Annotated in this window: 20 protein-coding genes and 3 pseudogenes; 6 read left to right on the top strand and 17 right to left on the bottom strand. The window is 59.7% G+C overall.

Annotation, left to right across the window (positions count from 1 at the left end; genetic code table 11):
* Positions 1-108 precede the first annotated feature (108 nt).
* Together GA0061102_RS30480 and GA0061102_RS30475 are read left to right on the top strand one after the other, a co-directional pair.
* On the top strand, positions 109-1,224 hold the full coding sequence (locus tag GA0061102_RS30480) for an IS110 family RNA-guided transposase (protein WP_092856113.1): 1,116 nt from the start codon (positions 109-111) through the stop codon (positions 1,222-1,224).
* Positions 1,225-1,518: 294 nt separating this feature from the next.
* Positions 1,519-2,577: pseudogene (locus GA0061102_RS30475) on the top strand (helix-hairpin-helix domain-containing protein); the annotation flags it as partial.
* Between the two features lie 157 nt (positions 2,578-2,734).
* Here GA0061102_RS30475 and GA0061102_RS30470 read toward each other — a convergent pair.
* The 5 genes from GA0061102_RS30470 to GA0061102_RS30450 are packed head-to-tail and all read right to left on the bottom strand — an operon-like array spanning position 2,735 to position 7,247.
* Positions 2,735-3,688, bottom strand: coding sequence for an aliphatic sulfonate ABC transporter substrate-binding protein (locus GA0061102_RS30470; protein ID WP_245298187.1), 954 nt, complete (start codon positions 3,686-3,688; stop codon positions 2,735-2,737).
* Between the two features lie 45 nt (positions 3,689-3,733).
* A complete protein-coding gene (locus tag GA0061102_RS30465) occupies positions 3,734-4,438 on the bottom strand; it encodes an ABC transporter ATP-binding protein (RefSeq protein WP_092856109.1) in 705 nt (234 codons plus the stop codon).
* Positions 4,435-5,271 carry an ABC transporter permease subunit gene (locus GA0061102_RS30460; RefSeq protein ID WP_245298186.1) on the bottom strand — a complete coding sequence of 279 codons (837 nt, stop codon included), beginning with the start codon at positions 5,269-5,271 and terminating at the stop codon, positions 4,435-4,437. The genes GA0061102_RS30465 and GA0061102_RS30460 overlap by 4 nt, the downstream gene beginning before the upstream one ends.
* Positions 5,264-6,397, bottom strand: a complete 1,134-nt coding sequence (locus tag GA0061102_RS30455; protein ID WP_092856107.1) for an LLM class flavin-dependent oxidoreductase — start codon at positions 6,395-6,397, stop codon at positions 5,264-5,266. The genes GA0061102_RS30460 and GA0061102_RS30455 overlap by 8 nt, the downstream gene beginning before the upstream one ends.
* 1 nt (position 6,398) lies before the next feature.
* Complete coding sequence (locus GA0061102_RS30450; RefSeq protein ID WP_245298185.1) at positions 6,399-7,247, bottom strand: ABC transporter substrate-binding protein; 849 nt, start codon at positions 7,245-7,247, stop codon at positions 6,399-6,401.
* A 130-nt stretch (positions 7,248-7,377) separates the two neighbouring features.
* Between GA0061102_RS30450 and GA0061102_RS30445 the strand changes: the two genes are divergently transcribed.
* Positions 7,378-7,776 (top strand): ArsR/SmtB family transcription factor, encoded by a 399-nt coding sequence (locus tag GA0061102_RS30445; RefSeq protein ID WP_245298184.1) that lies wholly within the window; start codon positions 7,378-7,380, stop codon positions 7,774-7,776.
* 61 nt (positions 7,777-7,837) lie between these two features.
* Here GA0061102_RS30445 and GA0061102_RS30440 read toward each other — a convergent pair whose 3' ends face one another.
* From GA0061102_RS30440 to GA0061102_RS30395, 10 genes are all read right to left on the bottom strand, one after another.
* On the bottom strand, positions 7,838-8,929 hold the full coding sequence (locus GA0061102_RS30440; RefSeq protein WP_092856105.1) for an LLM class flavin-dependent oxidoreductase: 1,092 nt from the start codon (positions 8,927-8,929) through the stop codon (positions 7,838-7,840).
* Entirely contained in the window at positions 8,926-10,656 is a 1,731-nt protein-coding gene (locus GA0061102_RS30435; protein WP_092856103.1) for a dipeptide ABC transporter ATP-binding protein, read from the bottom strand. Before GA0061102_RS30435 ends, GA0061102_RS30440 begins: the two co-directional genes overlap by 4 nt.
* Positions 10,635-11,483, bottom strand: a complete 849-nt coding sequence (locus GA0061102_RS30430; protein WP_092856101.1) for an ABC transporter permease — start codon at positions 11,481-11,483, stop codon at positions 10,635-10,637. Before GA0061102_RS30430 ends, GA0061102_RS30435 begins: the two co-directional genes overlap by 22 nt.
* A complete protein-coding gene (locus tag GA0061102_RS30425; RefSeq protein WP_092856115.1) occupies positions 11,480-12,490 on the bottom strand; it encodes an ABC transporter permease in 1,011 nt (336 codons plus the stop codon). The genes GA0061102_RS30430 and GA0061102_RS30425 overlap by 4 nt, the downstream gene beginning before the upstream one ends.
* A 38-nt stretch (positions 12,491-12,528) precedes the next feature.
* The gene (locus GA0061102_RS30420) at positions 12,529-14,181 is read right to left on the bottom strand and encodes an ABC transporter substrate-binding protein (RefSeq protein ID WP_092856099.1); all 1,653 of its coding nucleotides are present in this window, start codon (positions 14,179-14,181) and stop codon (positions 12,529-12,531) included.
* Positions 14,182-14,602: 421 nt separating this feature from the next.
* Complete coding sequence (locus tag GA0061102_RS30415) at positions 14,603-15,205, bottom strand: 2-hydroxychromene-2-carboxylate isomerase (protein ID WP_092856097.1); 603 nt, start codon at positions 15,203-15,205, stop codon at positions 14,603-14,605.
* A complete protein-coding gene (locus tag GA0061102_RS30410) occupies positions 15,189-15,782 on the bottom strand; it encodes a TetR/AcrR family transcriptional regulator (RefSeq protein WP_092856095.1) in 594 nt (197 codons plus the stop codon). Before GA0061102_RS30410 ends, GA0061102_RS30415 begins: the two co-directional genes overlap by 17 nt.
* Before the next feature lie 39 nt (positions 15,783-15,821).
* Positions 15,822-16,865 carry a ketopantoate reductase family protein gene (locus GA0061102_RS30405; RefSeq protein WP_092856093.1) on the bottom strand — a complete coding sequence of 348 codons (1,044 nt, stop codon included), beginning with the start codon at positions 16,863-16,865 and terminating at the stop codon, positions 15,822-15,824.
* Positions 16,862-18,106: an acyl-CoA dehydrogenase family protein gene (locus GA0061102_RS30400; protein WP_092856091.1), complete on the bottom strand. Its 1,245-nt coding sequence runs from the start codon at positions 18,104-18,106 to the stop codon at positions 16,862-16,864. Before GA0061102_RS30400 ends, GA0061102_RS30405 begins: the two co-directional genes overlap by 4 nt.
* Before the next feature lie 130 nt (positions 18,107-18,236).
* Positions 18,237-19,337, bottom strand: coding sequence for an LLM class flavin-dependent oxidoreductase (locus GA0061102_RS30395; RefSeq protein WP_092856089.1), 1,101 nt, complete (start codon positions 19,335-19,337; stop codon positions 18,237-18,239).
* Positions 19,338-19,825: 488 nt separating this feature from the next.
* On the opposite strand from GA0061102_RS30395, the gene GA0061102_RS30390 reads away from it, so the two are divergent.
* From GA0061102_RS30390 to GA0061102_RS30380, 3 genes and pseudogenes are all read left to right on the top strand, one after another.
* Complete coding sequence (locus tag GA0061102_RS30390; protein WP_092856087.1) at positions 19,826-21,535, top strand: sensor domain-containing diguanylate cyclase; 1,710 nt, start codon at positions 19,826-19,828, stop codon at positions 21,533-21,535.
* Positions 21,536-21,896: 361 nt separating this feature from the next.
* Positions 21,897-22,199, top strand: coding sequence for a PsiF family protein (locus GA0061102_RS30385; RefSeq protein ID WP_092856085.1), 303 nt, complete (start codon positions 21,897-21,899; stop codon positions 22,197-22,199).
* Positions 22,200-22,714: 515 nt separating this feature from the next.
* A pseudogene (locus GA0061102_RS30380) lies at positions 22,715-22,858 on the top strand (hypothetical protein); the annotation flags it as partial.
* Positions 22,859-22,934: 76 nt separating this feature from the next.
* On the opposite strand, the gene GA0061102_RS30375 reads toward GA0061102_RS30380, so the two are convergent.
* Together GA0061102_RS30375 and GA0061102_RS30370 are read right to left on the bottom strand one after the other, a co-directional pair.
* Positions 22,935-24,866 carry a methyl-accepting chemotaxis protein gene (locus GA0061102_RS30375; RefSeq protein ID WP_092856081.1) on the bottom strand — a complete coding sequence of 644 codons (1,932 nt, stop codon included), beginning with the start codon at positions 24,864-24,866 and terminating at the stop codon, positions 22,935-22,937.
* Between the two features lie 653 nt (positions 24,867-25,519).
* Positions 25,520-26,744, bottom strand: a pseudogene (locus GA0061102_RS30370) (ISL3 family transposase); the annotation flags it as partial.

Raw genomic sequence — 26,744 nt, 5'->3', positions numbered from 1 at the left:
TTAAGGTAGTCTGTATGTCCTTTGGGCTGCCGGTGGAGAAACGAGCCCGATCCTTCAGAATCGAGTTGTCGTGCCGAGGGTGGCGCGACCTCGCATTCCGGAGGGATCATGCAGAAGAAAGCTCTCTATGTCGGCCTCGACGTTCACAAGGCCAGCATTTCCATCACGGTTGCCGAAGACGGTCGCGACGGCGCCGTTCGTTTCATCGGCGCCATCCCCAACACTCCGCCCGATATAGCAAAGCTGGCGCAACGATTATCGAAAGACGGACACCGGTTGGAGTTCTGCTATGAGGCTGGCGGATGCGGTTATGGCATCTATCGGCAGCTGCTGAATCTTGGCCATAGCTGCATGGTTGTCGCCCCTAGCCTGATTCCGCGCAAGCCCGGAGAGCGCATCAAGACCGACCGGCGCGATTCCGAGAAGCTGGCGCGCCAGCACCGTGTAGGTGACCTGACAAGTGTCTGGGTGCCCGACCCGGTACATGAGGCAATCCGCGACCTGGTACGTGCCCGCATGGACGCCACCGCCCAGCTCACACGGGCCCGGCAGCAATGCCTGGCCTTTCTGCTGCGTCATGGCCGAATCTACGGCCCCAATAGGAAGAACTGGACACTGCGGCATCGGCGGTGGCTCGGTCTTCAGACCTTCGAGCAGGCGCCGCACCAGATCGTCTTCCAGGATTACGTTGAGGCGGCATGGACGGCGCAGGATCGCCGTGACCAACTTGAGGCTCGGATCGCGGCCATGCTCCCGGATTGGTCGATGGCCCCGCTGGTCGAAGCGCTGCGCGCCATGCGTGGGCTCGACACAATCTCGGCGGTGATCTTCCTGGCCTCGGTCGGCGATCTCAGCCGTTTCGAAGCGCCGCGCCAGCTTATGGCCTATCTAGGCCTTGTGCCATCCGAACAATCGAGCGGCACGAGGGTTTGGCGCGGCGGCATCACCAAGGCGGGCAACAGCGAAGCACGCCGGATGCTGGTGGAGGCAGCCTGGAGCTACCGTTATCCGCCACGTCTGGCGTCGGAAAAGGTGCTGATTGTTGAGCGACAGGAAAAGCCGGTGCGCGACATCGCCTGGAAGGCGCAGGTGCGCTTGTGCGGGCGCTATCGCAAGCTCAGCGCGACCGGAAAGAAGCCGACCGTCGTCGTTACCGCCATCGCGCGCGAACTGTGTGGGTTTGTCTGGGCGATCGGACAGGAAGTGGCGCCAGCGCCGTCCTGATCTGACCATCGCCCCGTTGGGCCGGGGGCGGAGCGCAAGGTCAGGCAATCCTCGAGAATACTATGGGCCGGTTCAACCCGACGCCCGTGCGTAGTGCGAGGCAGGCCGCGACGAAAAGCGTTCCTGCGGTATCCAACCCGCGCATGGGAGATTGATCGACCGTCGCCAGCGCTGCTCCGCCCTCGACCCAACGGCATCGTCACGACAACACAATCGCTACGCCTTCGGTATGGCGGAAGGATTTTTGCGTCTTCCACTTGAAAAAGGACATGGGAGTATATCGCCCCCTCCCGCAAAGGACCCCATCCGGACGTCTTTTGCGCCGCCCTCCTTAATGCCCAGCCGATGGGCTTTTATGCACCGGCCCAGATCGTCCGCGACGCGCGCGATCACGGCGTCGAGGTCCGCCCAGTCTGCGTCAATGCCAGCCGCTGGGATTGCACGCTCGAGCCGACGGGTGACGACAGCCGGTTTGCCGTCCGGCTTGGCCTGCGCATGGTCAAGGGGCTCGCCAACGCCGACGCCGCGGCAATTGTTGCGGCACGCGCGGACCAACCCTTCGCCTCGGTCGATGATCTCTGGCGCCGCGCCGGCGTGCCCGCCGCCTCGCTGGTCGAACTCGCAGAAGCCGATGCCTTCCAGCCGTCGCTAAAACTGGCCCGGCGCGAGGCGCTCTGGGCGATCAAGGCGTTGCGCGATGAACCGCTACCGCTATTTGCCGCCGCATCGGCTCGGGAATACCAGACCGTGGCGGAACTGAACGAACCGGCGGTGGCGCTGAGACCGATGACGTCAGGCGGCGAGGTGGTCGAGGATTACGGCCATGTCGGATTGACCCTGCGCAGCCATCCCCTCTCATTCCTGCGCGCCGATCTGGGGAAGCGCCGCATCGTCACCTGCCGTGAGGCGATGCAGTCGCGTGATGGCACATGGCTTGAGGCAGCCGGCCTCATCCTTGTTCGCCAGCGGCCGGGGTCCGCCAAGGGTGTGATGTTCATCACCATCGAGGACGAGACCGGCATTGCCAACCTTGTCGTCTGGCTAAAGACCTTCGAGCAATACCGCCGTGTCGTGCTCGGCGCCGGCATGATCGGCGTCTATGGACGCATTCAGCGGGAAGGGGACGTCGTGCATCTGGTTGCGCATCGGCTGATCGATCTGTCCGCAGAGCTGGCAAGCGTCGGGGATCGTGATGCCGTCTTCCCGTTGCCGCATGGACGAGGGGATGAGTTTCATCATGGGTCGCCGGCACCGGATCCGCGCGGGTTTCCGAAGGGGCCTCGGGCGCGGGATATCGTCGATCCTTATCTGCATTTGGATGCGATCAAGGTGAAGACACGGGATTTCAGGTGATGACAGTTGCGCGGTTGTCAGTTCGAATCCCGCTAACTGCGCCAAACGCCAAATGACGGTTTCTCTGGTTCCGCTCCAATCAAGGCGACCCCCGACCGCTGTCCCGGCATTCTGCCCGGACAGCGATTTCGAGAATGTTGTCGATATCGAGGCGAGCTCACTTCAGTGAGATGACGCCGGAATTGATATCTGGGGCATTCGGAATGATCCCGTTCTTGGCGTACCATTCGGCCACCTTGCCGATCTGCTCGGCATCCGCCTTGGAGACCGCCGTCGTCGGCACAGCATTGTTCTCGCCAATTTTCTTTGCGAGGTCGGCCGGCACATTCATTTCCTTGACCCAGATTGCTCCTGCTTCGGTCTTGTTGGCGACGGCCCAGGCGTTCTCCGACTTGATCACATCGAAAACGAGTTGCAGTTGGCCAGGCTTGGATTGGGCGAACTCCCTGCTCGCGACCAGGACGACGGCATTGTCCGAACGGATAGCGGCGCCATCGGCAACGACTTTGCCGTCATAGGCTTTCTCGGCGATCGTCAGGAAGGGGTCCCAGGTTGCCCAGGCGTCGACATGACCTTGTGTGAAGCTCGGGCCGCTGTCGCTCGGGCTCAGATAGACACGCTCCACGCTCTTCGGGTCGACGCCGTTGGTCGCGAGACCCCGCATGAGCAGATATTCGCCCGTGCCGCCGCGATTGACGGCAACTTTCTTGCCGGCAAGGTCTTTGATGGAGCCGATATCGGAATCCCTCTTGACGACGATGCCTTCCGAACCTGCGGCCATCTTCTGATAGGCAAAGACGACGAGCGGGACTTTGGCCGCAAGTGCCGTGATCGCCGATGTCGAGCTGCCGGCGGTGATGTCTATGCTGCCGGCGTTCAGGGCTTCGAAGGCGGGGGCTGCCGCAGGAAAGGGACCGGCCCATTCCACCTTGATGCCTTTTTCGGCGAGTGCTTTTTCAAGCGTGCCGCGTGATTTGGCGAGCGTGATATCATTCGGCCCGCGTAGCCAGCCGATCCGCACCACCTGATCCGCGGCATGGGCAGCGGGCGCGAGGTTCGCGATACCGGCTATCGCTGCCATGGCGATGAAGAATTGACGTTTCGTGATCATTTTCCTGTTCCGATCTGCCGGGATGGCGTGCGTGGTAGCGATATGTCAGGCATGCGAGGGTTCGACGCCGAGTTCGGTCAAAAGCTCGGCTTCGATGCGGCTTGCTTCCGGGCTGCTGCGGCGACGGGGATGATCGAGTGGGACAACGATCTCCCTGGTGAAACGACCGTTTTCGAGCACGAGAATGCGATCGGCGAGCGTGATGGCTTCGCCGATGTCGTGGGTGACCAGCAGGACGGCAGGCCTGTGTTTCCGCCAGAGATCGAACACCAGCCCGTGCATGCGCAGGCGCGTCAGCGCATCGAGAGCGGCAAAGGGCTCGTCGAGCAGCAGGAGTTCGGGCTCGCGCACGAGCGCACGGGCGAGGGCCGCTCGCTGCGCCTCGCCGCCGGAAAGGGTGAAGGGCCAGGCACTTTGTCGATGCGAAAGGCCGACATCCTCAAGCGCTTGCACGGCAATGGAGCGCGCATCCTGCCGCTTGACGCCGAGCGTGACGTTGTCGATCACGGTCTTCCATGGCATCAGCCTCGGCTCTTGAAACACGACGGAGCGCCGTTGGGGAAGTTGCAATCGTCGGGCTGGCGCAGCATCGAGGCCGGCAAGCACGCGCAGAAGCGTGGACTTGCCGGAACCGCTGCGGCCAAGCAGGGCGACGAATTCGCCCTTGGCAATCGTCAGATCAATGTCATTGAGGATTGCGGGACCGCCGAAGGAACGGGTAAGGCCACGAATATCGACGAGCGGTGTCATGCGATCACCTCCGGGCGCCAGCGCAGCGCATAGGCTTCGAGCAGCCGCACCAGACCGTCCGTCAGCAGTCCCATGATGGCGTAGACCATGAGGCATACCACGATGACATCCGTCTGCAGGAAATCGCGGGCATAGGTGATGATGTAGCCGATGCCGCTGGACGCATTGATCTGTTCGCCGACCACGAGGCTGAGCCAGGCAACGCTGAGGCCGTATCGAACACCGACCAGAAGGGAGGGCAGTGCGCCGGGGATGATGATGTGGCGGATGATGCCTGCTGTATCGAGGCCGAGCGTTCGGCCGGCTTCGATGAGTTTTCTGTCAATGCCGCGAATGCCGCCATGGAGCGTCAGATAGATCGGGAAAACCGTTCCGAACGCAACAAGGCCGACCTTTGGCGCCTCGCCAATCCCGAACCACAGGATGAAGAGAGGCAAGAGACCGAGAAAAGGCATGGCCTTCAGCATCTGAAGCGGCGGATCAATGGCGGATTCTCCGAACCGGGAAAGACCCGCTACAAGCGCCAGCGCGACGCCGACGACAAAGGCGATCGAGAACCCGAACAGGACACGCAGGAAGGACACGGCCAGGCCCGTAATGAGCTCGCCCGACATGATCAATCGATCCGCTGCACCAAGGATTTCGCCGGGCGAGGCAAGAATGCGCGGCGGCAGAACTCCCGTCATGCTCGCGATCTGCCAGGCAATGATGATTGCGACCGGCGAGACGAGACGGGCCGCAAATCGCGCTAGTCTTTTGCCTGCCCGTCTCTGTGACGGTGAACTGCCGATATCGCCGGGGACGTTTCGGTCCATGGTCGAAATGTCAGCCATGTGCGGGCTTTCCACCAAGATCGCGATCGAACAGCGTCGACCAGGTGAAGTGCTTGCGTTCGGGTGCAGCGCGCTCGACGGGCAGCCGCGGCAAAACGAGTTCGCCGAAGCGATAGGCTTCTTCCAGGAGCGGCATGCCGGAGAGGATGAACGTGTCGACTCCGACCTTCTGATAGGCCTCCAGCGTGCGGATCACCGTGTCGGGCGAGCCGACAATGGCGGTGCCCGGCCCAGGTCGTACGAGGCCGATCCCGGCCCATAGATTGGGGGAGATCTCGAGATCGCGCAGGTTGGCAGGCTTGATGCCGCCATGCATTGCGCTCATCCTTTGCTGGCCGACGGAATCCGTATTGGAAACGAAGCGCTGGTTGGCCGCGATCGCGGCGTCATCCATTTGCTCGTAGAGGTCCGCAGCCGCTTCCCAGGCTTTTTCATCCGTCTGACGGACGATGACATAGAGCCGGATACCGTAGTTGAGGGAGCGGCCGTGCGCCTCGGCGCGAAGCTTCACCTTGGCAACCTTGTTGCCCATCTGCTCCGGAGTTTCGCCCCAGGAGAGATAGGTCTCGACATGTTTGGCGGCAACCTCGATCGCGCTGTCGGATGAACCGCCAAACCAGAGTGGCGGCGGCTTGATGGCCGATCCGGCCGGCAGCGCGAGCTTTGCGCCCTCCGTCTGGAAATACTTTCCCTTATGGGTAACGCTCTCGCCGGTCATCAGCCGGTGCCAGACGGTCAGATATTCGTCCGCCATGACATAGCGCTCATCGTGCGGCAGCATCATGCCGTAGGCGCCAAGCATCTTGGCGTCGCCTGAGACGACGTTCAGCATCAGCCGGCCGTTCGAGAATTCCTGGAAGGTCGCCGCCATCTTGGCGAGTAGCGTCGGTGCGATGAGACCCGGATGGAAAGCGATGAGAAACTTCATCCGCTCCGTATAGGGAAGGAGTGCACCGGCGAGCGGCCAGACGTCGTGAGCGCCGGTCGCAAACAATGCGCCCGTGAAGCCGAGATGGTCATAGGCCTGGGCAAGCTGCTTGTAATAGCCGTAGTCGATGGTGCGCGATCCCTCAGCTTTCCACGGATATGCGCCATCAGGCGCGCACATGTACCAGAGCACGTTCATTTCAGATCTCTTTGTTACTTGTCGTCTCAATTGTCAGTCGGGCCGGCAGGTCGCCATGTTTGAAAAGCGTATCGGCTTCTGCCTGTTGCTCGCGAAGAACTGCGTCATCGGCGGCCGTAGCCTGCCAGTTGCGGCCAGAAACGACACGTGTCCACGCCCGCCGTTCTGCTTCGTCTCCGCCCGTCGAAAGCAGGGAGGCCGCCTTTTCGGGATCGGCGGCAATCTCCTTGCCGAGACGCTCCAATTCGCCTGCGAAATCAGTAGCTGCGGCGCGCGAAATGCCGCGTTCGTCAATGGTCCAGAATAGCGAGCGGTTTGGGATGAGGTCGCCGCAATGGGCAAGGACGCGAAATTCACCACTGAGCAGCGACTGCTCGAGATGGGGCGCCATGGCGACCCAGGCGGCAACCGCGCCGTCCTTCAGCGCGTCACGCGATGGCCCGGGCGCCATGTCCCGGCGCCGGATGTCGGCCAGGGTCAAGTCGGATTCTCCGAGCTGTTTGGCAAGGAAATAAGTGAGAAAGGAACCGTCGACCAGCGCGATCGCTTCCCCCTTGAGATCGGTAATGCTTTCGATATCGGAGGTTTTTCTGACCAATATCGCGCCATTGGCCGGGCGGGGTGCCGATGCTGCTACATAGGAAACAGAAAGCCCGGATGCTGCGGCGAGGATGGGCGGGGTAGAGCCCGTTCCACCGATATCGAATTCGCCGCGAACAAGCTTTGCCGGTGTGTCGCGCCCTTCATGATAGAGGACGAATTCCGGGTTCATCGTGGCAAACGCTCCCGGCCAGAGGGATGCCAGATGAAGGTGCAGATTGTTCGGATGATGGCCAATCCTGAAAGCCAAGAGATTTCCCTCGTTGCTAGTTGTTATATAAATTTATATAATGAGTAGAGAATTGATGGCGAGAAATTCGACGCTGAAAACTTCATGAGAAAGAGAAAACTATTCCCGTCAAATGCAAGGTCCGAAACAGATGACCAAAACTGAAGATCACAAAGGCCACCCGCGCAGGCCGCATGAGCCGAAGGTCAAATGTCGTGCGATCGGTGCGGCTTCGGATTTCATGAGAGCTATGGCGAACCCGGTTCGGCTGGCGATCTTGTGCGTACTCATGGAGGGCGCAAGGACGGTGAGTGAACTGGAGGAGATTCTCGACGTCCACCAGCCGACGCTTTCACAGCAGATCGGGGAGTTGCGAGACGCCGGCATCATTGTCGGAAGGCGCGTGGCGAAGGCCGTGGTCTATCGTCTGGCCGATCCTCGCGCGGGCCAGCTCATCGCTCATTTGCGATTGCTGTTTGCCGATTCCGAGGCCTCCGCCATATGGCGTGGAGCTCAATTTGAATCTGGCGCTACGGCAGAGATGGCTTAGGGGCGGCGGTCTCGGTCGAGAGGAAATCCGGACAAGCCTCTCCCGATCTAGGTATGCATCGTCACGCGGTTGGCGACCAGCCAAGGCTCGGGGCCACCGTCTGGGCGAGATCGGTCAGCAGCCTCACATTCTCCGCAAGACCGAAAGCGGGCGGCAGGAAGAGGACAATCTCGTCGGCCGCCGCCAGGCCGGGGTCCTTCAGCACCGCCTCGATCACTTGGTCGGGGGTGCCGTGGAAGACTGGAGAAATCTGGATGCCTGGAGGCTGAACGGCCGGCGCGGTTGGTTCGAGGGCACCGCTGGGGCGGGAGGCTGCGATCCCTTTGGTTAGGCGCTCGAGGTCGTAAGCGGCGTATTTCTCCCGCAATTCGGCGGTGGTGGCGACCAGGATCGATGCCGCGACCGTGACGGGTGGCGGCTCGGTGCCCTGCCTCTGGCGCCATGTCGTACGGAAAGCGTCGATGGCGCGTGCCTGATACTCCCCGAAGGTTTCGCCTTCGGCGTGGTCGTGCTGTACGGTTCCCGAGATGAGCCCGATCCCGAGCTCGGCAGCCTGCACAGCCGAGCCCAAGCTTGCCGAACCCTGCCGGATACGGGACCGTAGCGTCGGGCTGTGCGGCGTCACACGCAGCTCCGTGCCTTCCGGAGCTCCCTGGCCCGGACCATCGACAGTGTGGAGAACCTCACCGGCGATTGCCGCCAGAAAACGCGCCTGGCGGCGCTTTGCCTCCGTCCGGGCATCGGTGTCGACCGAACCGAATACCGCGTCGAATGCAGCGTTGGCACCGGTCGAGATGGCCAGTTCCAGTCTTCCGCCGATGAGCAGGTCGGCGGTGGCGGCCGCTTCGGCAAGCAGGATGGGGTCCTGATAGCGCATCGGGATAACCGCCGATCCCAGCGTGATATGGCTTGTATGCTGGCCGGCCGCGGCAAAGAACGGGATCGGAGAGGACAAGTAGTGATCGAAGTGGCGCTGATAAGCCCAGCCCGACTGATAACCAAGCCGCTCGGCCGCCTTGAACAGTTCTATCCCGTCGCGCAGTCCCTGCGCCGGCCCTGCGTCGTCGCTGAACGACACCCGGGTGTTGAAGCCGAGCCGACGCTTGGGGCGGAATGGCGCGGACAGGGTACTGGCGATGGCGGCGATACTCATGCGATCTTTTCCTGGCTAGTGATCCGACGGAATTGCGGCGGGGGCAAACGGGAAACGCCGGTGGCGCCGCTTGGGATCGCTTCCAGCAAAGACACCGTGTACGGCTCAAGGGGGGTGTCGAAAATGTCCTTGACGCTGCCGTGTTCGACGATGCGCCCGCGCTGCATCACGGAGACGGTGTGAGCGAGCTGGCGCACAAGGGCCAGATCGTGGGAGACGAATATGTAGGTCAGGCCAAGGCTTGCCTGCAGCGAGAGCAATACTTCAACGATGTCCGCCTGGACGCTGACGTCAAGCGCTGAAGTTGGCTCGTCAAGCACGATCACGTCCGGTTTCAGAACCAGCGATCGGGCAATGGCAACGCGTTGGCGCTGGCCGCCCGACAAGGCTTGCGGCTTACGCGAAAGCAGATGCTCGCCAAGTCCGACATTGGAGAGCGCTTCGCGGACCCTCTCCGTTCGCTCCGAGCGAGTTCCGATGTCGAACCTGTCGAGCGGTTCGCGCACCAGCTGCTCGACCTTCCAGGTCGGATCGAGCGAGGTGAATGGATTTTGATAGACGAGCTGAAGGTGGCGCCACGCCGTGCGCAGCGACTGATGTGAGCGACCGTTCAGCTTTTCTCCGGCAACCGAAATATCCCCGCTGTCCGGTTGATCGAGCCCAAGCAGCAGCCGGATCGTCGTCGTCTTGCCTGAACCGGACTCTCCGACCAGCGCATGCGTCGTGCCCGCCGGCACCGAGAATGAAACGCCATCGACGGCCGTCAGAAGCTTGCCGTCGACCGTGAAGCTTTTGGTGATACCTTTGAGTTCGATCTTCGGCGCCTTGCCGGCATCGGCGTCGAGGAGGCGGAAGCCGGGATCGCGCAACTTGCGGTAACGATCGGGGTTGAGGGCCGGAACGTCGGCATGCAGCTCCTTTGCGTAGGCCGATGTCGGTGAGGAGAAGACGGCCGCCGTGCCGCCGGCCTCCTGAACCACACCATCCTTGAGCACCACCAGGGAGTTTGCCCGTTCGGCTGCGATCGCGAGGTCATGGGTGATGAGCAGCAAGCTGATGGCGAGGTCCTGCTGCAACCGCGAGAGCAGGTCGAGAATTCGCTTCTGGATCGTCACATCGAGTGCCGAGGTCGGCTCATCCGCGATCAGCAGCAGCGGTCGCGGCAAGACCGCAAGACCGATCAGCACGCGTTGGAGCATGCCGCCGGACAGCTGGTGTGGGTAGGAATCATAGACGCGCTGGGGATTGTCGAGCCCGACCTGAGCAAACGTCTCAAGGACAAGCGCCTTGCGGATTGCCTTGCTGGGCTCGTCGACGAGGGCTGCCGCTTCCATCGCCTGCGCACCGATTGTCCGCACCGGATTGAGTGCGTTTCCTGGATCCTGTGGAACGAACCCGATAGCCCGCCCCCGCAGCTGGCGGAAGCGGCGCTCGGAGAGCTGCAATATGTCCTGACCCTCGAATGCGATGCGGCCGGTCGCCTGCCCGGCACGAGGAAGTAATCGCAGTACGGCCCGTGCGATGGTCGACTTGCCCGAGCCCGATTCCCCGATGAGCGCGAGGCTCTTGCCCCGGCCGAGTTCGAATCCGATGTTGGTGACGACTTCTTGGTGCCCATACGAAACAGACAGGCCATCTACTTGAAGCAGAGGCGCTGACCGTTGCGGCAGCAGCGCGTTTTCTCCGACATGGATGAGGGCTGCATTTAGTCTATCTTGCGAAGCCATCGGCTGATCCTATTTACAGAGAGGACGGTCGCGATCGTGACGAAGGCGGGTGCGTAGACCAGCCACGGCCACTTGAGGTAGTCCTTGCCGATCGAGATCAGCAGACCCCAATCGGAGGCTGGTGGCGGATCGCCGTAGCCGAGGAAGGCGAGACTGGCGATTACCAGGATCGAGTCGCCGAACTGCAGAACGGCAAGCGGCAGCACGGAACGCGATGCGTTCGGCAGGACATGCCGCCACAGGATGTGCCAGCGCGAGCCTCCCGACAGAAAAGAAGCCTCGATGAAGGTTGCCTGTCTGGTCTTGATGACCTCCGAGCGCATGACCCGGGCAAAGACGGCCACCGACGAGATGCCGGTGGCGATGGCGGCGTTCGTGGTGTCGAAGCCGATCGCGGTGACGACGATGACGGCAAGCAGGAATTTCGGAATTGCAAGCAGGACGTCGACCAGGCGGGCGAGCACGGTGTCCACACGGCCGCCGAAGAAGCCGGCAACGAGACCAATGAAGCCGCCGGCGACGGCGCCGATGACGACGGCGATCAGCGCGCTTCTGACCGAGGAGGCCGAGCCATAGACGACGCGGGTGTAGAGATCGCGGCCCAGCTGGTCGGTACCGAACCAGTGCTCGGCACTGGGGCCGAGCAGCTTTTGGGCGGGAATGCCGACTGCAGGGTTATGGCTCGTAAACAGGCCAGGCGCGAGCGACCAGGCGATCGCGATCGCTACGATAGCGAACGAGAGTGCGACCGTCGCCGGCAATCGGAAACCGGTAAGTCGGCTGCCAATGGTAATGCGCAGGGGGGTGTTGGTGGAGACCAGTGTCATGATAGCACCGACTTGGAAATGCCGCTGGAGCCCTCGTCCGAGGCGACTGGGCGGCGCTCTGCATCACCAAGCAGTTTTACGCGCGGGTCGAGCAGCGGATAGACAAGATCGGCGATGAGATTGACCAGCACGAACACCACCGCTGCGAGTGACACGATGGCTTGCAGGACGGGCAGATCCTGGGTGCTGACTGAACGCTGGACCAGGCTGCCGACGCCGGTGCGCCCGAACACCGCCTCGGTGATGAGCGAGCCGCCGAGCAGTTCGCCGATCGTCAGAGCGACGACGGTAATGACGGGAAGCGACGACGGTTTGAGCAGGTGCCTGACAAACAAACGCATCTGTCCGAGGCCGCGGCTGCGCGCGACGGCGGCATATTCCTGCCCCGTTTCGTGATCGAGGTTGGCGATGAGCACCTCGGCGATCTGTGCTGATATCGGAATACCGAGCGCGACCGCTGCGAAAAAAGTTGCCCAGAAGCTATCGGGGTTAATCACGCGGAAGAGGCCGAGCTGGAAACCGAAGATGTGGATCAGCACGAGGCCAATCACGAAATTCGGCACCGACAGGAACAAGGATGGGAAACCCCGCAGCAAGCCCTGGCCGAACCTTTTTGGCAGGAACTGAGTGCCGTATGAAATCACGATCGCCAAAAGCAGTGCGACGACGAGACCCGCAAAGGCGAGAACCAGTGTCGAGGGAAGCACCTCGGCGATCATTGTCGTCACGGCCCGGTTGGTCCGCATCGACATGCCGAGGTCTCCGATGAGAAAGTGAGATAGAGATGTCGACAATTGCACCAGGACCGGCTTGTCCAAGCCCTGGGCGGCGATGATTTCCTGGATCTCCGCCTCGCTGAAGCCGTTCTGGGGATTGCGCAGGACGTTCGTAATGGGGTCGCCAGGCAGGATGCTGACGACGACGAAGGTGAAGACATAGGCCAGCAGGATGACGATGACGGCCTGAAACAGGCGTTTTGCGGCGTAGTTTAGGTAGGCATTGCTCATGCCGGTCATCTCGTCACGTTTCTCGGTTGCACGGCCGGTTATTCGCTTAGCGTGGCTGTATAGTAGTTGGCGTAGGCGACGCCGTTGTACGTCTGGCCCTTGAGCTTGGGAGATTGCACATAGATACGCTGGACGATCTGGGTGCGCGGAATGAAGTAGCCCTGCTCGAGGACGTATTTCTGAAGTTCGTCGAGGAGCGGATTTCTCGACTCAACGGAGCCGGCGCTGGCGATCTTGTCGCGCAAGTCGTTTAGGGTCTTGTCGCTCTCTCCGAGAGCGAACCAATTCTCGCCATTGTTGGCGTCGGTGAGGATGCCGGCGACGGTGCCAGCGTCGATGAAGCTGCGCGTCACCTCGTAGGCCGGCACTCCCGGGCCGCCATATTGAACTTTCTGGCCATACGTCACCACGTCGTATGCCCGGATGTCGACCTTCCAGCCGATCTTGCCGAGCTGCTGGGCGATGAGTTCGTCGATCGATTTCGAGGTCGCGAGATAGGGGTTGGAGTTGAGTATCAATGACAGTTGCTTGCCATCCTTGGTGCGTATGCCGCCCGCTCCCTTGACCCAGCCCGCCTCGTCGAGAAGCTTTTCGGCCCTGTCAGGATTGTAGGCCAGCAGTTCACTGTGATCGGTCGCGCCGGGCACGTTGCTCTGGATGAATGACGTCGCGAGTTTCCAGTCTGGCGTATAGACGGTATCGATGATTTCCTGACGATTGATGCTAGCCTGCAAGGCCTGACGCACCTTGACGTCATCGTAAGGCGCAAGCTTGGTGTTGATCGCCCAGCCGTTCACGAAGCCGAGATAACGCGGTGTCGAGACAGTGAAGCCCTCCTGCTTGAGCGACGTCAGTTCCTGCGGCGAGGCATTATAGGCAACGTCGGCCTGGCCGGACTGGACGGCGGCCACGCGCAGCGACGGTTCGGACACCAGCTTGTAGGTAATCGTGTCGAGATAGGCTGGACCGGTATGACCGACCGCCGGAGGACCCCAGTTGTAATCCTTGCGCTTGACCAGCTTGACGAAGTCGCCCTCCTTCCAGGAATCGACCACATAGGGGCCGCTGCCGGAGGTCTTGCTCAGATCAGCCTGTTGGGGGGCGGGCTGCGCGATGGTCTTCGGGGAGATGAGGATCGAACCGTGGTAGCCGAGCGTCGGAATAAAGCCGAGTGTCGGCTTCTTGAAGAAGACCCTGACTGTGGTTGCGTCAATCGCCTCGGCATGGTCGTAGGTCTTCGGGAAGAGCCCAATCGGGTTGATGCCCTCTTTCTTGCGTCCGGCATACCAGATGTCGAGATTGGCGACGACGGCAGACGCATCGAGAGGCGTGCCGTTTGAGAACGTTACGCCGTTTTTGAGATGGAGGGTGAACTCGGTGGCTTTGTCATTCTGCTCCCAGCGCTCCGCGATCCAGGGGCTAACCTTGCCGTCGGCGTCCACATAAACGAGCTTGTCGGTTACGTGACCCCATATGTGGCCCTGAAAACTGGAAATCGCACTGTTGTTCGGGATCCAGGTATCGCCCAATGAATCAATGAGGAAGGTGATGTCACCGCCACTGGTCGGTCCGCCGGCACTGTACGCCGGCGTGAGGCCCGCCATCGCCACCAAGGCGCCGGTCGCCACGGCCGAAGTGGTGATCAACAGGCGGCGCCGGGAAAGAGACAGCGAAAAAAGGCGTTCGGTCATGAGGGGATCCTGATGGTTCGGGTTCTGCTAATTCCTGAAACAGAGACTATGCAGGCAGAACCAAAAGGAGAAAGACTGGTTGTTCTTTTTCTACTAATTTTATGGATTATTTTGTCCGGTTTTGGCCGATGTAGGGATCAGCATTTTTCGGCCCTGTTGGCGAGGGAATTGCGGGCTTAAAATCCGGCTGGCGATCAGCGCATCCGTATCGATCTCCTCAGGATCGATATTGAACCTTAGGCCCCTGAATATCCGCACCTGCGGCAGTTCGCCGGTCAGTTACGAGGTCCTGATGTCATGCGTGAGGATGTTCTGCTTTCTGGATCGACAGCAAAGACGACGTGGCAGTTGTCGTCTCTGACTTGGCAAAGAGTGGCCGCAGACTTCAGGCCTGTTCGGCCTGAAATCGTTCGGCGCTATGTCAGGGCACCAGCTTTTCACCCGACAGATGACGCTCCAGGAAGGGGAGGCTGTCCTGCCCCCAATAGAGTTCGCCATCATAGCGGTAGGTCGGAAGGCCGAAGACGCCGGCCTCCTTTGCAGTGTCGCGATTGCTGCTCCAGAGTTCGGAGATATCGGGCAGCGCCGCGCGAGCCTCAAGCGCTGCACCATCAAACCCTGCGGCGTCGGCTATCGCCTTTCGCACATCGGCGCTGCCGATATCCGCAGCGGTGCCCCAGAAAGCGTGTTGCAGCGCGCGGGCGAGTGCGACCCAATCCTGCCCTTCGAGCTGAGCCGCCAAAACAAGAAAGCCGGCCGGCGTCGGATCGGAAAGCCCAGACCGGTTCGTGAAATCGAGCTTCTTGCCGCGAAGTGCGGCCCAGCGCTGGAGATCCTTCATCCAGTATGCACGACGGGCGTCGGGGCGATCACGCGAGTAGATCGCGCCATTTTCGACGATCAGCGGAATGAGATAGGGGCGGATCTTTGCACCGGATTGCGCCACAAGTTCGACAAAGGCGTCGAGGCCTATATAGGCCCATGGCGATCCGATCCCGAAGAAGTAATCAATGGTTTTGGTCATAAAGCTTGCCTCCAGACGGGATGAATTGGCCAGTCGCCATATCGAAGACGGATAGTGCGCAGTCACGCGCCACCAGAACGGCTTGGGGATCACGGCCGACGGCAACCGTCGCCAGCGCCCCTTCGTAAAGCAGAGACATGTGAGCAGCAGCCTGTTCGGTGGAACACCGGGCGGCGGACATGATGGAACGGAAGATGTCGCGCACGGCATTCTTGTGCTCGCGAGCGATTGAGACGACGCGCTCGGAATCGCCATGCTCGGCGACCGCCAACGCAAAGGCGCAGCCGCGAAACTCGGGGCTGTCGGCCTTTTCGAACAGGCGCTCGAAAATCAGGGCGATCTGGTCACGCGGCAATAGCGTGGCGGCGGATGTGACCTCTCTCAACTGGAGAAGGACGCGCTCGTGACGCTCCGTCAGATAGGCGGCGACAAGATGATCCTTGGACGGAAAGTGTCGGTAAAGGGTGGCTTTGGCGACCTTGGCTTCGTCGACGATGCGGTCGATGCCGACGGCGCGAATGCCTTCCTTGTAGAAGAGGCTGCCGGCGGTGGTCAGGATGTGTTCGGATATTTTCATTGCGTCGGTCCGGATGCCTTCACATGCGCTATTCCGGGACTAGCCCGTCTGATGTGCTTTCGGCCTCGAAGGGATAAGGGTGGAGAAAGACAGGTAGTTCTTGGCAAGCTGGCGAAGACTAGCGAAAGGAAGGGGCGCCGTGAAGCCATCTTGTCGCGCCGCGGATCCGGCAATTTCCTGGGCGGCGCGGTTATGAGGCGTAACTATCCCATGCAGACGGCCGAGAAGTACGATCTCTCCGTTCAGGTAATCGACTTCGCTTGAGACGCCGCGAGTGAAACTCTGCCAGGTCGATTGCTGGCCGGGCCGAATGCCGGAATTCTCGGCGATCTTCCAGTGCGCTATGCTGATTGTACGTTCCGAGGGAGACGCGAACGTATGGCCCGCCGCCTTGAGGACTGTCTCGGCCTCCTCGACAAGGGCTGCACTGAATACTGCCCGCTCGTCTTCCGCGCCGTCGAAAAGCTCCAGCACATTGCGTACATTGTGAAGAAGCTTCGCCGCCTTCCATCGCTTGATATCGCTGGTCGTCTCGGCAATGTAGTCCGACCGGCCAAGATCCGCGACGACCTTGGCAGCCGTCTCGTCCGTGCCGCGCGGATAACGGCCGACGGTCACGATCGCCACCTGAGGATCGCCTCCGACCACGACGTGACCGGTCTCTGTAAAGCGCGCAGGGGTCAGGATGCTGGCCCCATAGACGTTCGGAAAAAATCTAAGAGCCGCCGTCTCCGTTGCCAGGCCATTTTGAAACGTGACGATCGGCATGCTGGATACGGTCAGCGCCTCCGAGTGTTCGATTGTCCGCCAGGCCCAAAAGGCGAGGGCTTCTGCGGCATCCTGTGATTTTACCGTCAACAGCAGGATGTCGCCCTGCCGCAGTGATGGTGGCTCTGCAGTGTCGAAGGCTTTCAGCCGGATCTGCCGTATCCCGGCGGGCCGCTGGTAGACGAGGCCGTGATTGATGATGTGCCTGATCTGGGCGCCGCGTCCGACAAGGGCGTAGTCGATGCCCGAAAGCTCAAATTGTGCGGCAAGGCTCGCACCGACGGCGCCTGCTCCGATAATGATGTAGCGCGTCATGCCCGCCTTCCAGAAACCGCGTTCAGAAGCTCCCGTGTGTTCTCCGCTTGCTGAGAGGCGGAGATTCCGTCGGGAGTTTTTTCCTCGATGAAAAGACGCGGCTTCTCCTCGGCCTTTCGGCTCCATCTGTCGCATGCCGAGCGTCCGAGAATAGACACCGAGGTGTCTTCCTGGGGCGCATGAACCAGGACCGATTGGATATCGCGAAAATGCCGCTCGATTCCCAGATCACCGTTGAGACCGGGGTTGCCGAGCGTGCGAACGGCGAGCTGGACCGCGTCGCGTATGTTGCGCGCCGCAAGAAGGCGCGCCCTGATGAGAGCTTCCGGTTCATCCAACGAATGGTCGAGCGCGTTGAACAGGATTTGTCTTGCTCCGCCCACGAGCAGGTCGATCTCGCCGGCCGCGGAAACGAACCTGTCCGTTCTTGCAATCGGAGCGCCGAGATTGGCGGGTATCCGTTCGTGACCGAAGCGGATGAACGCCTCCTGGGCAGCTTCCGCTGCTCCGAGATATATGGCGGTCAGCGCCACGGAAGCGGCGGCATGGGTACGGTTGTCCTGCGTGCCGATGGAGACGTCGACCAGATCGAGGGCGTCTTCGAGCGGCACCTGGACATCTTTGAATTCGACGTCGTGAGAGCCGCTGGCCCGCATTCCCAGGCTCTTCCAGTTCTCGATCACCTTGATGCCGGGAAGTTGCGATGGAACGACGAAAGTGCCGACCCGCTGCGGTGTTTCATCGGTGCGCGCCCAGACAAGGAAATGGGTGAGGCCGAGGGCACCCGTGACAAAGCGCTTGCGACCGGAGATCGCCCACCCGCCCGCGATACGACGCGCCAATGTGTCGGGAAGCCCACCCCGGGCCGGAGAGCCAAGGTCGGGTTCGACCCGTGCCGCGTTCAGCAGGATTGGGCGGTCACGCGCGTCTTCGAGTAAACGTCGGTAAAGTGGCTCCGGCCATTTGCTGCCTGCTGCCTGTCCGAGATGCGTAAATATGGTCATCGCGCTAATCAGGGCGACGGATGGATCGCCACGACCAAGTGCTGCGAGGATGCGCCCAACATCGGCAATGCTCGCGCCTGTCCCACCAAACCGTGTTGCCACAGTGCTTTCGAGAAGACCGGCAGCATGGACGGCCTCAATGCCGGGCCAGGGAAATGCGCCAGATGCGTCAGCCGCCGGGGCGGCGGCGGCAAGCTTGCGGGTGACGTCCGCCAGATCAATGGTGTTATAGGACACTTTGCATCAGCCTCTTTGAAGCAGCGAGGAATGCCGTGGCGCGGAACCCACCGCGCGACGGCTGATCTTCGCAGTCACAATCCAAATGATGTTCGCCGAATGGTATTCGTTAGCGTGTGACGATGCTCGATTAGGCGACCGCTTGCTGCGGTGCCTCTCGTTCCGCCAGATCCGCTCTGACGAGCGGCAGAATATAGCGGCCGTAATCGATGGCGTCGTTCAGGTTGTCATAGCCACGGATCGAGATGAGATCCGCCCCGAGATCGACGTAGTCGAGAATGGAGTCCGCGATCGTTCTTGGCGAGCCGACCAGGGCTGTGGACGCACCGCGCGCATTGGTCGCCGTCACCGTCGGGTACCAGAGGGCCCGATCATGCACATCACCGCGCGAGGCAATTTCAAGCAGGCGCTGCGAGCCGATATTCTGCGGGGAAGGGGCGTCCGGCGGAACCTTACCAAGGCCTTTTGCTCGATTTCCCTTTAAAAGGTCGAGAGTGCGATGCGCCTTCGCCCAGGCAAGCTCGTCGGTTTCCGCGACAATCGGACGGAAAGTCACCCAGATCCGCGGGCGATCCTTACGTCCGGCGCGAGCCGCTTCGGCGTAGACGCGATCGATTTGCTGTTTCGTTTCTGCCAGCGGCTCGCCCCACAGGCCGAAGATATCGGCGAGTGCGCCACCGATGCGATAGGCGTCGTCCGACGACCCGCCGACCGACACCGGGATGGTGCCGTTGACCGGACGCACTCGGCTGTGAAACTGCTTGAATTGATAATACCGGCCGTCGAAGTCAAAGGGCTCGCTCGACTGCCAGACGCGGCGCAGAATGCGGATATACTCCTCCTGCCGTTCATATCGCTGATGCTTGTCGAGAAAGTCGCCTTCCCTGGCCTGTTCTTCATCGCTACCGCCTGCAATGAAGTGAACGACCACCCGCCCGCCGCTCAACTGATCAAGCGTCGCGAGCGATTTTGCAGCAACCGTCGGATAGATCGTGTTCGGGCGAAGAGCGATGATAATCTTGATGTTCTTCGTGTGCGCCGCAACCGTCGCGCCGATTGTAAAGGGATCGAAGGACGCGCTGTCATAGGGAATGAGGGTATAGTTGAAGCCATAATCGTCGAGCGAACGGGCGTAGCGCTCGATGAATTGCGGGTCGAGCGCCGAATTTTCGAGAGGGCTGAGTTCGGTCGAGGCATTCGGAAAGGTGACGCTGATGAATTCGGTCGGCATGTCTATGTCCCTGTCCCTGTGGTTTGCTTCACCGGATGATGGGCAGAATGCTAGCGTGACCCAGGCGCCGGAGAAAGACAGGTCATTCTTTTTCTATATAATTTGTAGAATATTTATTCCTTGGATGCTCCCGCTCATGCATCCAAGCTTTGCCTCGACGTTTCACGCAGATTGTCCTGCCCAAAAAACTTTGGGTGAAACGGAGATCACAGTTGCCTGGACACCGCTTCGCGCGGAGAGGTGGGTCCCAGTTCCACTCCCATCAAGAGCAACTCACTTGCATCCTCGGTCGGAAATCTCGCTGGTCCAAGGGGATGGTCGAGGTTCAAGTAGTACCATTGAAATGTCAGGCCGTTTAAACGATCGAATTTGAGGCCAAAAATCCCGTCCTTAATTCTATTATAATGCGCCGGAGATAATGAACGATGGAGGATTTTTTTGTTGTGGCCCGCAAGACAAGTGCGGGCCGAGGCCAAATCGGAGTGTAAGTGTCGCGGAATTCCACCTTTGATATCGAAGCTTGGCGCAATGAAGAAATCAGGACCGAGCTCGAGCACCGAACCAAAGTCACACCAGCGATGCTCCATTCGATCAACAAGGACGGCCTACTGATCTCGGTGAGCGATGCGTGGCTGGATAAACTCGGTTACACTCGAGAAGAAGTTATCGGCAGACGTTCGTCTGAGTTTCTAACCGCCGAGTCGCGCGCGTACGCATTGCGGGAAGTCCTTCCGGCCTTCTTTCTGACCGGCCATAGCGACAACATCGAATATCAAATGGTTTGCAAGAACGGCCGCATTATCGATGTTTTGTTGTCGGCGGTTTTGGATAGGCTTCCGGGTGAAGCCCAGGGTGTGTCGTTGGCGGTCATCACGGATGTGACTGCACTGAAAGCAGCGAAGCGCCAATTAGCCTTAAGCGAAGTGCGATATAGGGATCTCGTGGAAAGCCAAACGGAGTTGGTGTCGCTGGCAAGCCCTGAGGGGGAGCTTCGATTTGTCAATCATGCCTACGCACGTCACTATGGTCGCGAACCCGACGAAATGATCGGAAAGAGTCTGTTCGACTTCATTCCAGAGACCAGCCGATTGGCGGTCGAGCACCATTTGGGCAAGGTTTGCAGCGTCGATCACAGCATTGAGAATCAAAATCAAGTCGTGTTGCCCGATGGCCGGGTCAGATGGATGGCATGGACCAACAAGGCCCTGAGAGACTTGGACGGGCAAGTAACCGCTATTCATTCGGTAGGCAGGGATATTCATGACCGGGTAGTCGGTGAGCAACGGCTTAAGGAAAGCGAGGCTCGCTACCGGCTGCTGGCGAACCATGGAACCGATATGGTTTTCCAACTCGATGTTGATCTTGTTCACCGGTACGTCTCTCCGGCATGCTACGATATCCTCGGTCGCGAAGCTGAGGAACTGATCGGCACGCACCTAATTGCGATCACACATCCCGAAGATACTGAACGTGCAGGATCGGCATTTCAGTCGCTTGTCGACGGCGACCTCGAGCGCCATTTGCTTCTCTGTCGCTTGCGTCATCGCGATGGGCGTTGGATCTGGGTCGAAGCGCAGCTAAAGGCGCTGATGGATCGGCAATCGGACCTCCCGTCAGGTATTATCGGAACCCTAAGGGATGTTTCGGAGCGCAAAGCGATCGAGGAGCAGCTTCAGGAAGCAAATCGCCGACTACAGACGCTTGCAGATCAAGATGGGCTTACGGGTCTGTCGAACCGCCGGTTGTTTGATGCCGCCTTCTCACGAGAATTCGATCTCGCTTTAGAAGGCGAGAAAGACCTCGCCCTTCTCATGATCGATGTGGACTGGTTCAAGTCGTTCAACGATGGCTACGGTCATCCCGCCGGCGATAGATGTCTGAAGAAGATAGGAGAGTCTATTCGAGACCGCGTGCGGCCGGGCGATATCGTTGCGCGCTATGGCGGCGAAGAATTTGCTGTGCTCCTTCCGACTGCCAGCCTACCAGAGGCAATCGTCATCGGAGAACTCATCCGGAAGAGCGTGCTGCAATTAGCGATCGAACATAAAGGCAGTCCGAACCAGTTTGTGACAGTCAGTATCGGCGTGGCCTCTTTGGAAGTAGGTAATTCTAGTCGGGAATTGCTCCTCGGCAGGGCAGACAGCGCTCTCTACAGAGCTAAAGAGAACGGACGTAACATCGTCGTTCGTGACGCTTAGCATCAATTTCCGCTGCCCAGGTGGTGGTACGAGCGCTCATCAATCGCTGGCGGTTATCGGATATATCGACGTCCATGAACCAGGCCGAGTTAGTGGAGGCTGCGGACCAAGCGCTCTGTGATGCCAAGATGAGTGGCCATGACTGCGTTGCGGCGGACGGTGGCCGGGCAAGCCGCGCCGCGGGCCGTGATCGAGCGTGACCAAACATGGCGATGATGTCCAGCCATCACGGGAGACGACAACCCGATGCGCAACACGAGGGGTTTCCACACGTCAATTCAAGCATTCATATCGGGTTCAGATGCGGCATGCAGAAATACATGTGTCCCCTAAGACACCCCCTAACTTTCGGAGGCAACATATGAAAATCACCTATGCTCTCGCCCTCGCTGGCATGCTGGCATTCTCCGGCTCGGCTTTCGCGGCGTCTTCAACCGCCACAACCACTGACACTACCGTCAAACCGGCTGCTACTGCGGCAACCACCAACGCTGCGAAGCCGGCGGCGACAACGACTACGGCTGCGAAGCCGGCTGCTGCCGACGCGCAGAAGCAGGCCATTTCCAAGAAATGTTCGGCTGACGCAGATGCCAAGGGTCTGCATGGCAAGGACCGCAAGAAATTCCGCGAGCAGTGCAAGACTGCCGCCATGAAGAAGAGCTGAAGGCCGTCGACCCGAACTGCTAAATTGCGCGTATATAAGGGTGCTTCGATATAAAGGGGGCGGAGAGGAGTCTCCGCCCCCTTATCCTCACAATGTTAAATCTGTCTAGCGGATGTTCAGCGTGATCGAAATCGAACAAAGCCTGCACGAAACAATGGCGGTGATCGGGAACCAAATGGTGAAACGATTCCGACCTATCGCAAGGTGTTTCATAATTCCTTCCCTGCTGCCCGAACAATCTTCGCCTAAAGCCTCTTCAAAGCCTGGATTTCGAAGAGGTCTGTCACCACCGGCGATTGGAAGTCATCCATTTTACGGTGGAATTACAGCTGGAACGATTTGGCCGCGTTAGTGGCGGCGGACGGGTGGAGAGCCGGCGGGCTTTGCCTGCTATTTCGTTCCGAAGCCGGAACTGCGGACACCGCCAGCCAATGTGGCTGAAATTTCAGGCATAACGGCGGAAGTATCGTTTGGGCGCCATCTTGAACCATCTATTTTAGTAATTTCTTGTTGGCCTCTGGTTGATTGCATCCCTTTGGCTGCTTGGTTTTGCCAGCACTGCAAGCGCGATGTGGACGGCTATTGTCCTCGGCGTGCCGATCGCGGCGTCGTTGCAGTGGGCAGTTTGGGACGTACATCATCCACGCGCCCACGCTTAGGCGTGGACGCGAGCGTAATACCGAGTAGACTCACCATGAAAAGCGGCGGAGTGGCCCCAAGGTCAGGAAGCCAACATCAAAACTCTTCCCATTCCTTTGCCGCAGTGGCAACTGCGGTCCTCCCGCCAAAAGCACCGGCCAGCTTCTGCCCGAGGGCACGGGCAGGAGAGGCGATGGGCTTGGTCGCCCGGTCGATGGCGCGGACAGCCGCCTGGCCACCATCGAGCTTGAAGCCGGCGATCAGTTCCTTCAAGCGGCTGGCTTCCACGGCTAAGGTCGCACCGGCGGCATTGGTCTCCTCGACCATGGCTGCATTTTGTTGGGTCACCTGATCCATCTGGTTGACGGCGGTGTTGACCTCGGCCAGACCAGTCGACTGTTCGCGTGCTGACGTAGCGATCGCATCCATGTGCTGATTGATAATCACGACGTCCTGCTCGATGGCGTGCAGGACTTCGCCCGTGTCACGCACAAGCTTGACGCCGCTTTCGACCTCGGTCGTGGAATTACGGATGAGATCCTTGATTTCCTTGGCCGCCAGTGCGGAGCGCTGCGCCAGTTCGCGCACTTCCTGCGCCACCACGGCGAAGCCCTTTCCGGCATCTCCGGCACGAGCCGCTTCGACGCCTGCATTCAACGCCAACAGATTAGTCTGGAAGGCAATCTCGTCGATGACGCCGATAATGTTAGATATCTGGTTCGACGACTGTTCGATACGGCTCATGGCCTCGACGGCATTGGCAACGACCTTTCCAGATCGTGTCGCGCTCTCGTTCGCCTGGATCGCCACGGCGCGGGCTTCCTCGGCGCGTTTGGAAGAGTTCGAGACATTGACGGTGATTTGGTCGAGGGCCGCAGCCGTTTCCTCAAGCGAAGCCGCCTGCTTTTCAGTACGCTGCGAAAGGTCGTCGGCGCTCTGGCTGATCTCGCGCGAACCGCTATCAATCGATGCGGTCGAACGAGCGACCTCGCGGAGCGTTTCGCTTAGCTGGGTGATCGTCGCATTCAGATCGTGTCGCAGAGCTTCAAAGTCTGGAGCGAGCGGCTCCGTCAGTTGGAACGATAGATCACCGGCGGCCAGCCGCTTCAAGCCATTTGCCAGACCGACAGTTGCCTCCCTCAGGCGCTGTTGTGCGGCAGCTTCGGCCTCGGCTGTCACTCTGAGACGGTCCGCTTCCGTCTGAGCGCGGTTTTCCTCCGCCTCTGCCTCCAGTCGCTTATTCGCAATGGCCGCCTGACGGAACACTTCGACCGCACCAGCCATTTGCCCAAGCTCATCGCCTCGTGCCATTCCGGGGATTTGAATATTCGTTTCGTTCGATGCCAGCCGCACCATGGTGGCGCGCAACGCCGCCATCGGCTTGGTAATGCCAAAGACAATTGCAATGATTGCCATCACGAAACCAGCCACCAGTCCTGCCGCCGAAGACGTCGCGGTCAGGAATCGGGTCGTATTCGTTTTATCCGTCAAATCGTTCGAGCCCTTGTCGGCGAATGACTGGATGTCTGTCGTGAGGCCGCGGATCGCCAGGCTGAGCTCATGGAAGCTCGGATCAACCTGACGATGATACAAATCGACAGCTTCCTTGTCTTGACCCTTCTTCACTAGATCCATCACTGCAGTGACGTTGTTGATGAAGAGGTCGGTCTTCTTCCCGAGCTCATCGATGCGGTCGGAAAAAGCCGGCGCCTGCTGGCGAAGATCGGAGAGGATCTGCTTGAGTTCGGGAACAGTGCTATCAAACGCGTCGCTCGACCGCTTTATTTGGTCGGGATCAGTTTCCGCGATGGCTCGAAAAACGTTGTAAACCAGTTCATAGCTGAATGTGTTCGTGCGCCGAGCGTTCGCCACTGCTCGCGATTCGTGATCGAGAAATGCAGTATAGGAGCTGTCGATCACTTTCATTTGCGCGGTCGCGTACCAGATACAGGCGACGATGATCAGCGACATGAATATGATGACGGAAAGCAGTTTTGAAAGAATGCTTATTCGGTTTAGAAATGACATGGCGCTCGAACCCCTTGAATTATAGGGTAAATTCTATTTCCGCTTGGTAAACGGCTCGTTAAGCACATCATATGCCGATCGCATTTAGGGCGTTTCTTTCGCTTGTTGGACATTGTGTCGCAATATGGACAATGCTGCCAAGCCTCGGGTCCCGAGCCTCGTGTTGGAACTGCCTTGAGATCTCGGTGAGATTAGCGCGAGTACTCGCGACCGGTGCATCGGCGGTCCTGCCCGCGTGATTTGCGTGAAATCCCTCTACGTCCCCTTCAACCTAACGGTTTTGCGTGGACAACCTAGTTCGGTTTGCTCGTCTTCGCCAGCCATCGGTCACGCCGCGAGCCATCGACGGGGAGTTTGAGGGGAGAGGAGCTGACTAAGTCGGAAGTCCTGCCATGATGAAATTTGGATCTCCCAGGGAAACGACCCCTGGAGAGTCGAGGGTAGGTTTGACACCTAAAAGCGCTCGAGGGCTTCAGAAGCTCGGATAGGAGTATCTTATAGGGCGGGTGTCGGTCTGGCTCGGACCATTCCGCAGAGGCTAAACTGGTCGGTCGTCAGTGCTGAAGGAGGTAGCGACCATTGAATGTCCAGAGGGGGCCAAATGCTTGGCAAGAACAAGATCGACAAAATTGTTGATAGCGATGGGTTCTTCCTCAAAGTCTGTGATTGAGCTGCAGCATTCTCGCTCTCATCAATTCCGGGCCGGCGCGCCCATACATGGCTCGCTTCAGTGTCTTAAGGCGATTGATCTGCCCTTCGGCTTGCCCGTTGCTCCAAGGGAGTTCGATTGCATTATTGACGGCGTCGATATCCCGGCGCAACACGCTAGCGAAGCGCGTGATTGCCGTGAGTTCAGTGTCGATGGCATCGTCGATCCATTCGTCCAGGGCTTCCGGGTTTCCGCTGCGCAGGATGCCGTTGAAACGCATAGCCAAGCTTCGCATTGTGGCGAACGCCGCCGAGCCATTCTTTAGGGCATCGACCTTTCTGGCCTGACGGTCCGTCAGAAGGCCGCGCGGCTTGATGCATAAAGCTGCTGCAACGACAGAGGAAATCGCATGGCCGGTGTCTGGATCACGAACCGGGTCTGACGTATTTGCTTCCATGAAAACATCATCCGGCAGATTCTGTTCGGCTTCGCGCCACACCTTCAACAATCGCTCGAGATTGGAACGACAGCCCGTGTAACCGCGGATCTTAAGGTCGTAAAACAGGTGGCGTCCGATGCGGTTTCCATCCTGCCAGCATTCCGCCAGGAACTCCTCAAAATACAATGGCGATGTTGGGTTCAATGCCGCCCGGTTTCTGTCCCGAGGTGCGGTGGAAGTAAGCCAATTCGCGACGCTGCGGCGTTCATATCCGGTCCGTCTCGCAATCTCGCTGTAGGTGAGGCCCTGTTGACGAAGGGCATGGAGCATATCAAAGGTTTTCTGGCGCGATTGTCTATGCGCCATGCGAGCCCGACGGTGTTGTGCCGTGTTGCTGGCGATCGTGTCTTCCGACAAAATCGGTCTGACATGAGCATGACCGGAAAGGCTCATCTGCTCCTTGATCGCGGCTCGAAGGTTTTGAACCAGATGGAAGCGATCGGCCACCTGCCGGGCCTGGGGTGCGCCCTCCCGGGCGGCCCCTGGGCATAGAGGCCACATCGATCTCGGCTGACAACCTCGATAGATGGGCGTTCTTGCAACCATGCCTTTGCACTTTCCACGCTGCGGTCGTCCAGAATATCGATGACTGACCGGCGCTCAAGGTCGATTATAATGGTGCCGTAGTGCGAGGATTGCCGCCAACTCCAATCATCTATACCCACAACTCGAATATTGTCGTCTCGCCTGGGTTTGGGAGCATTGCGCTTCAACTGCCGCAAGATCGTGT

The sequence above is a fragment of the Martinezella miluonensis genome (assembly GCF_900094545.1).
GTDB classification, from domain to species: domain Bacteria; phylum Pseudomonadota; class Alphaproteobacteria; order Rhizobiales; family Rhizobiaceae; genus Rhizobium; species Rhizobium miluonense.
This window is presented reverse-complemented; position numbering and strand designations above follow the sequence as displayed.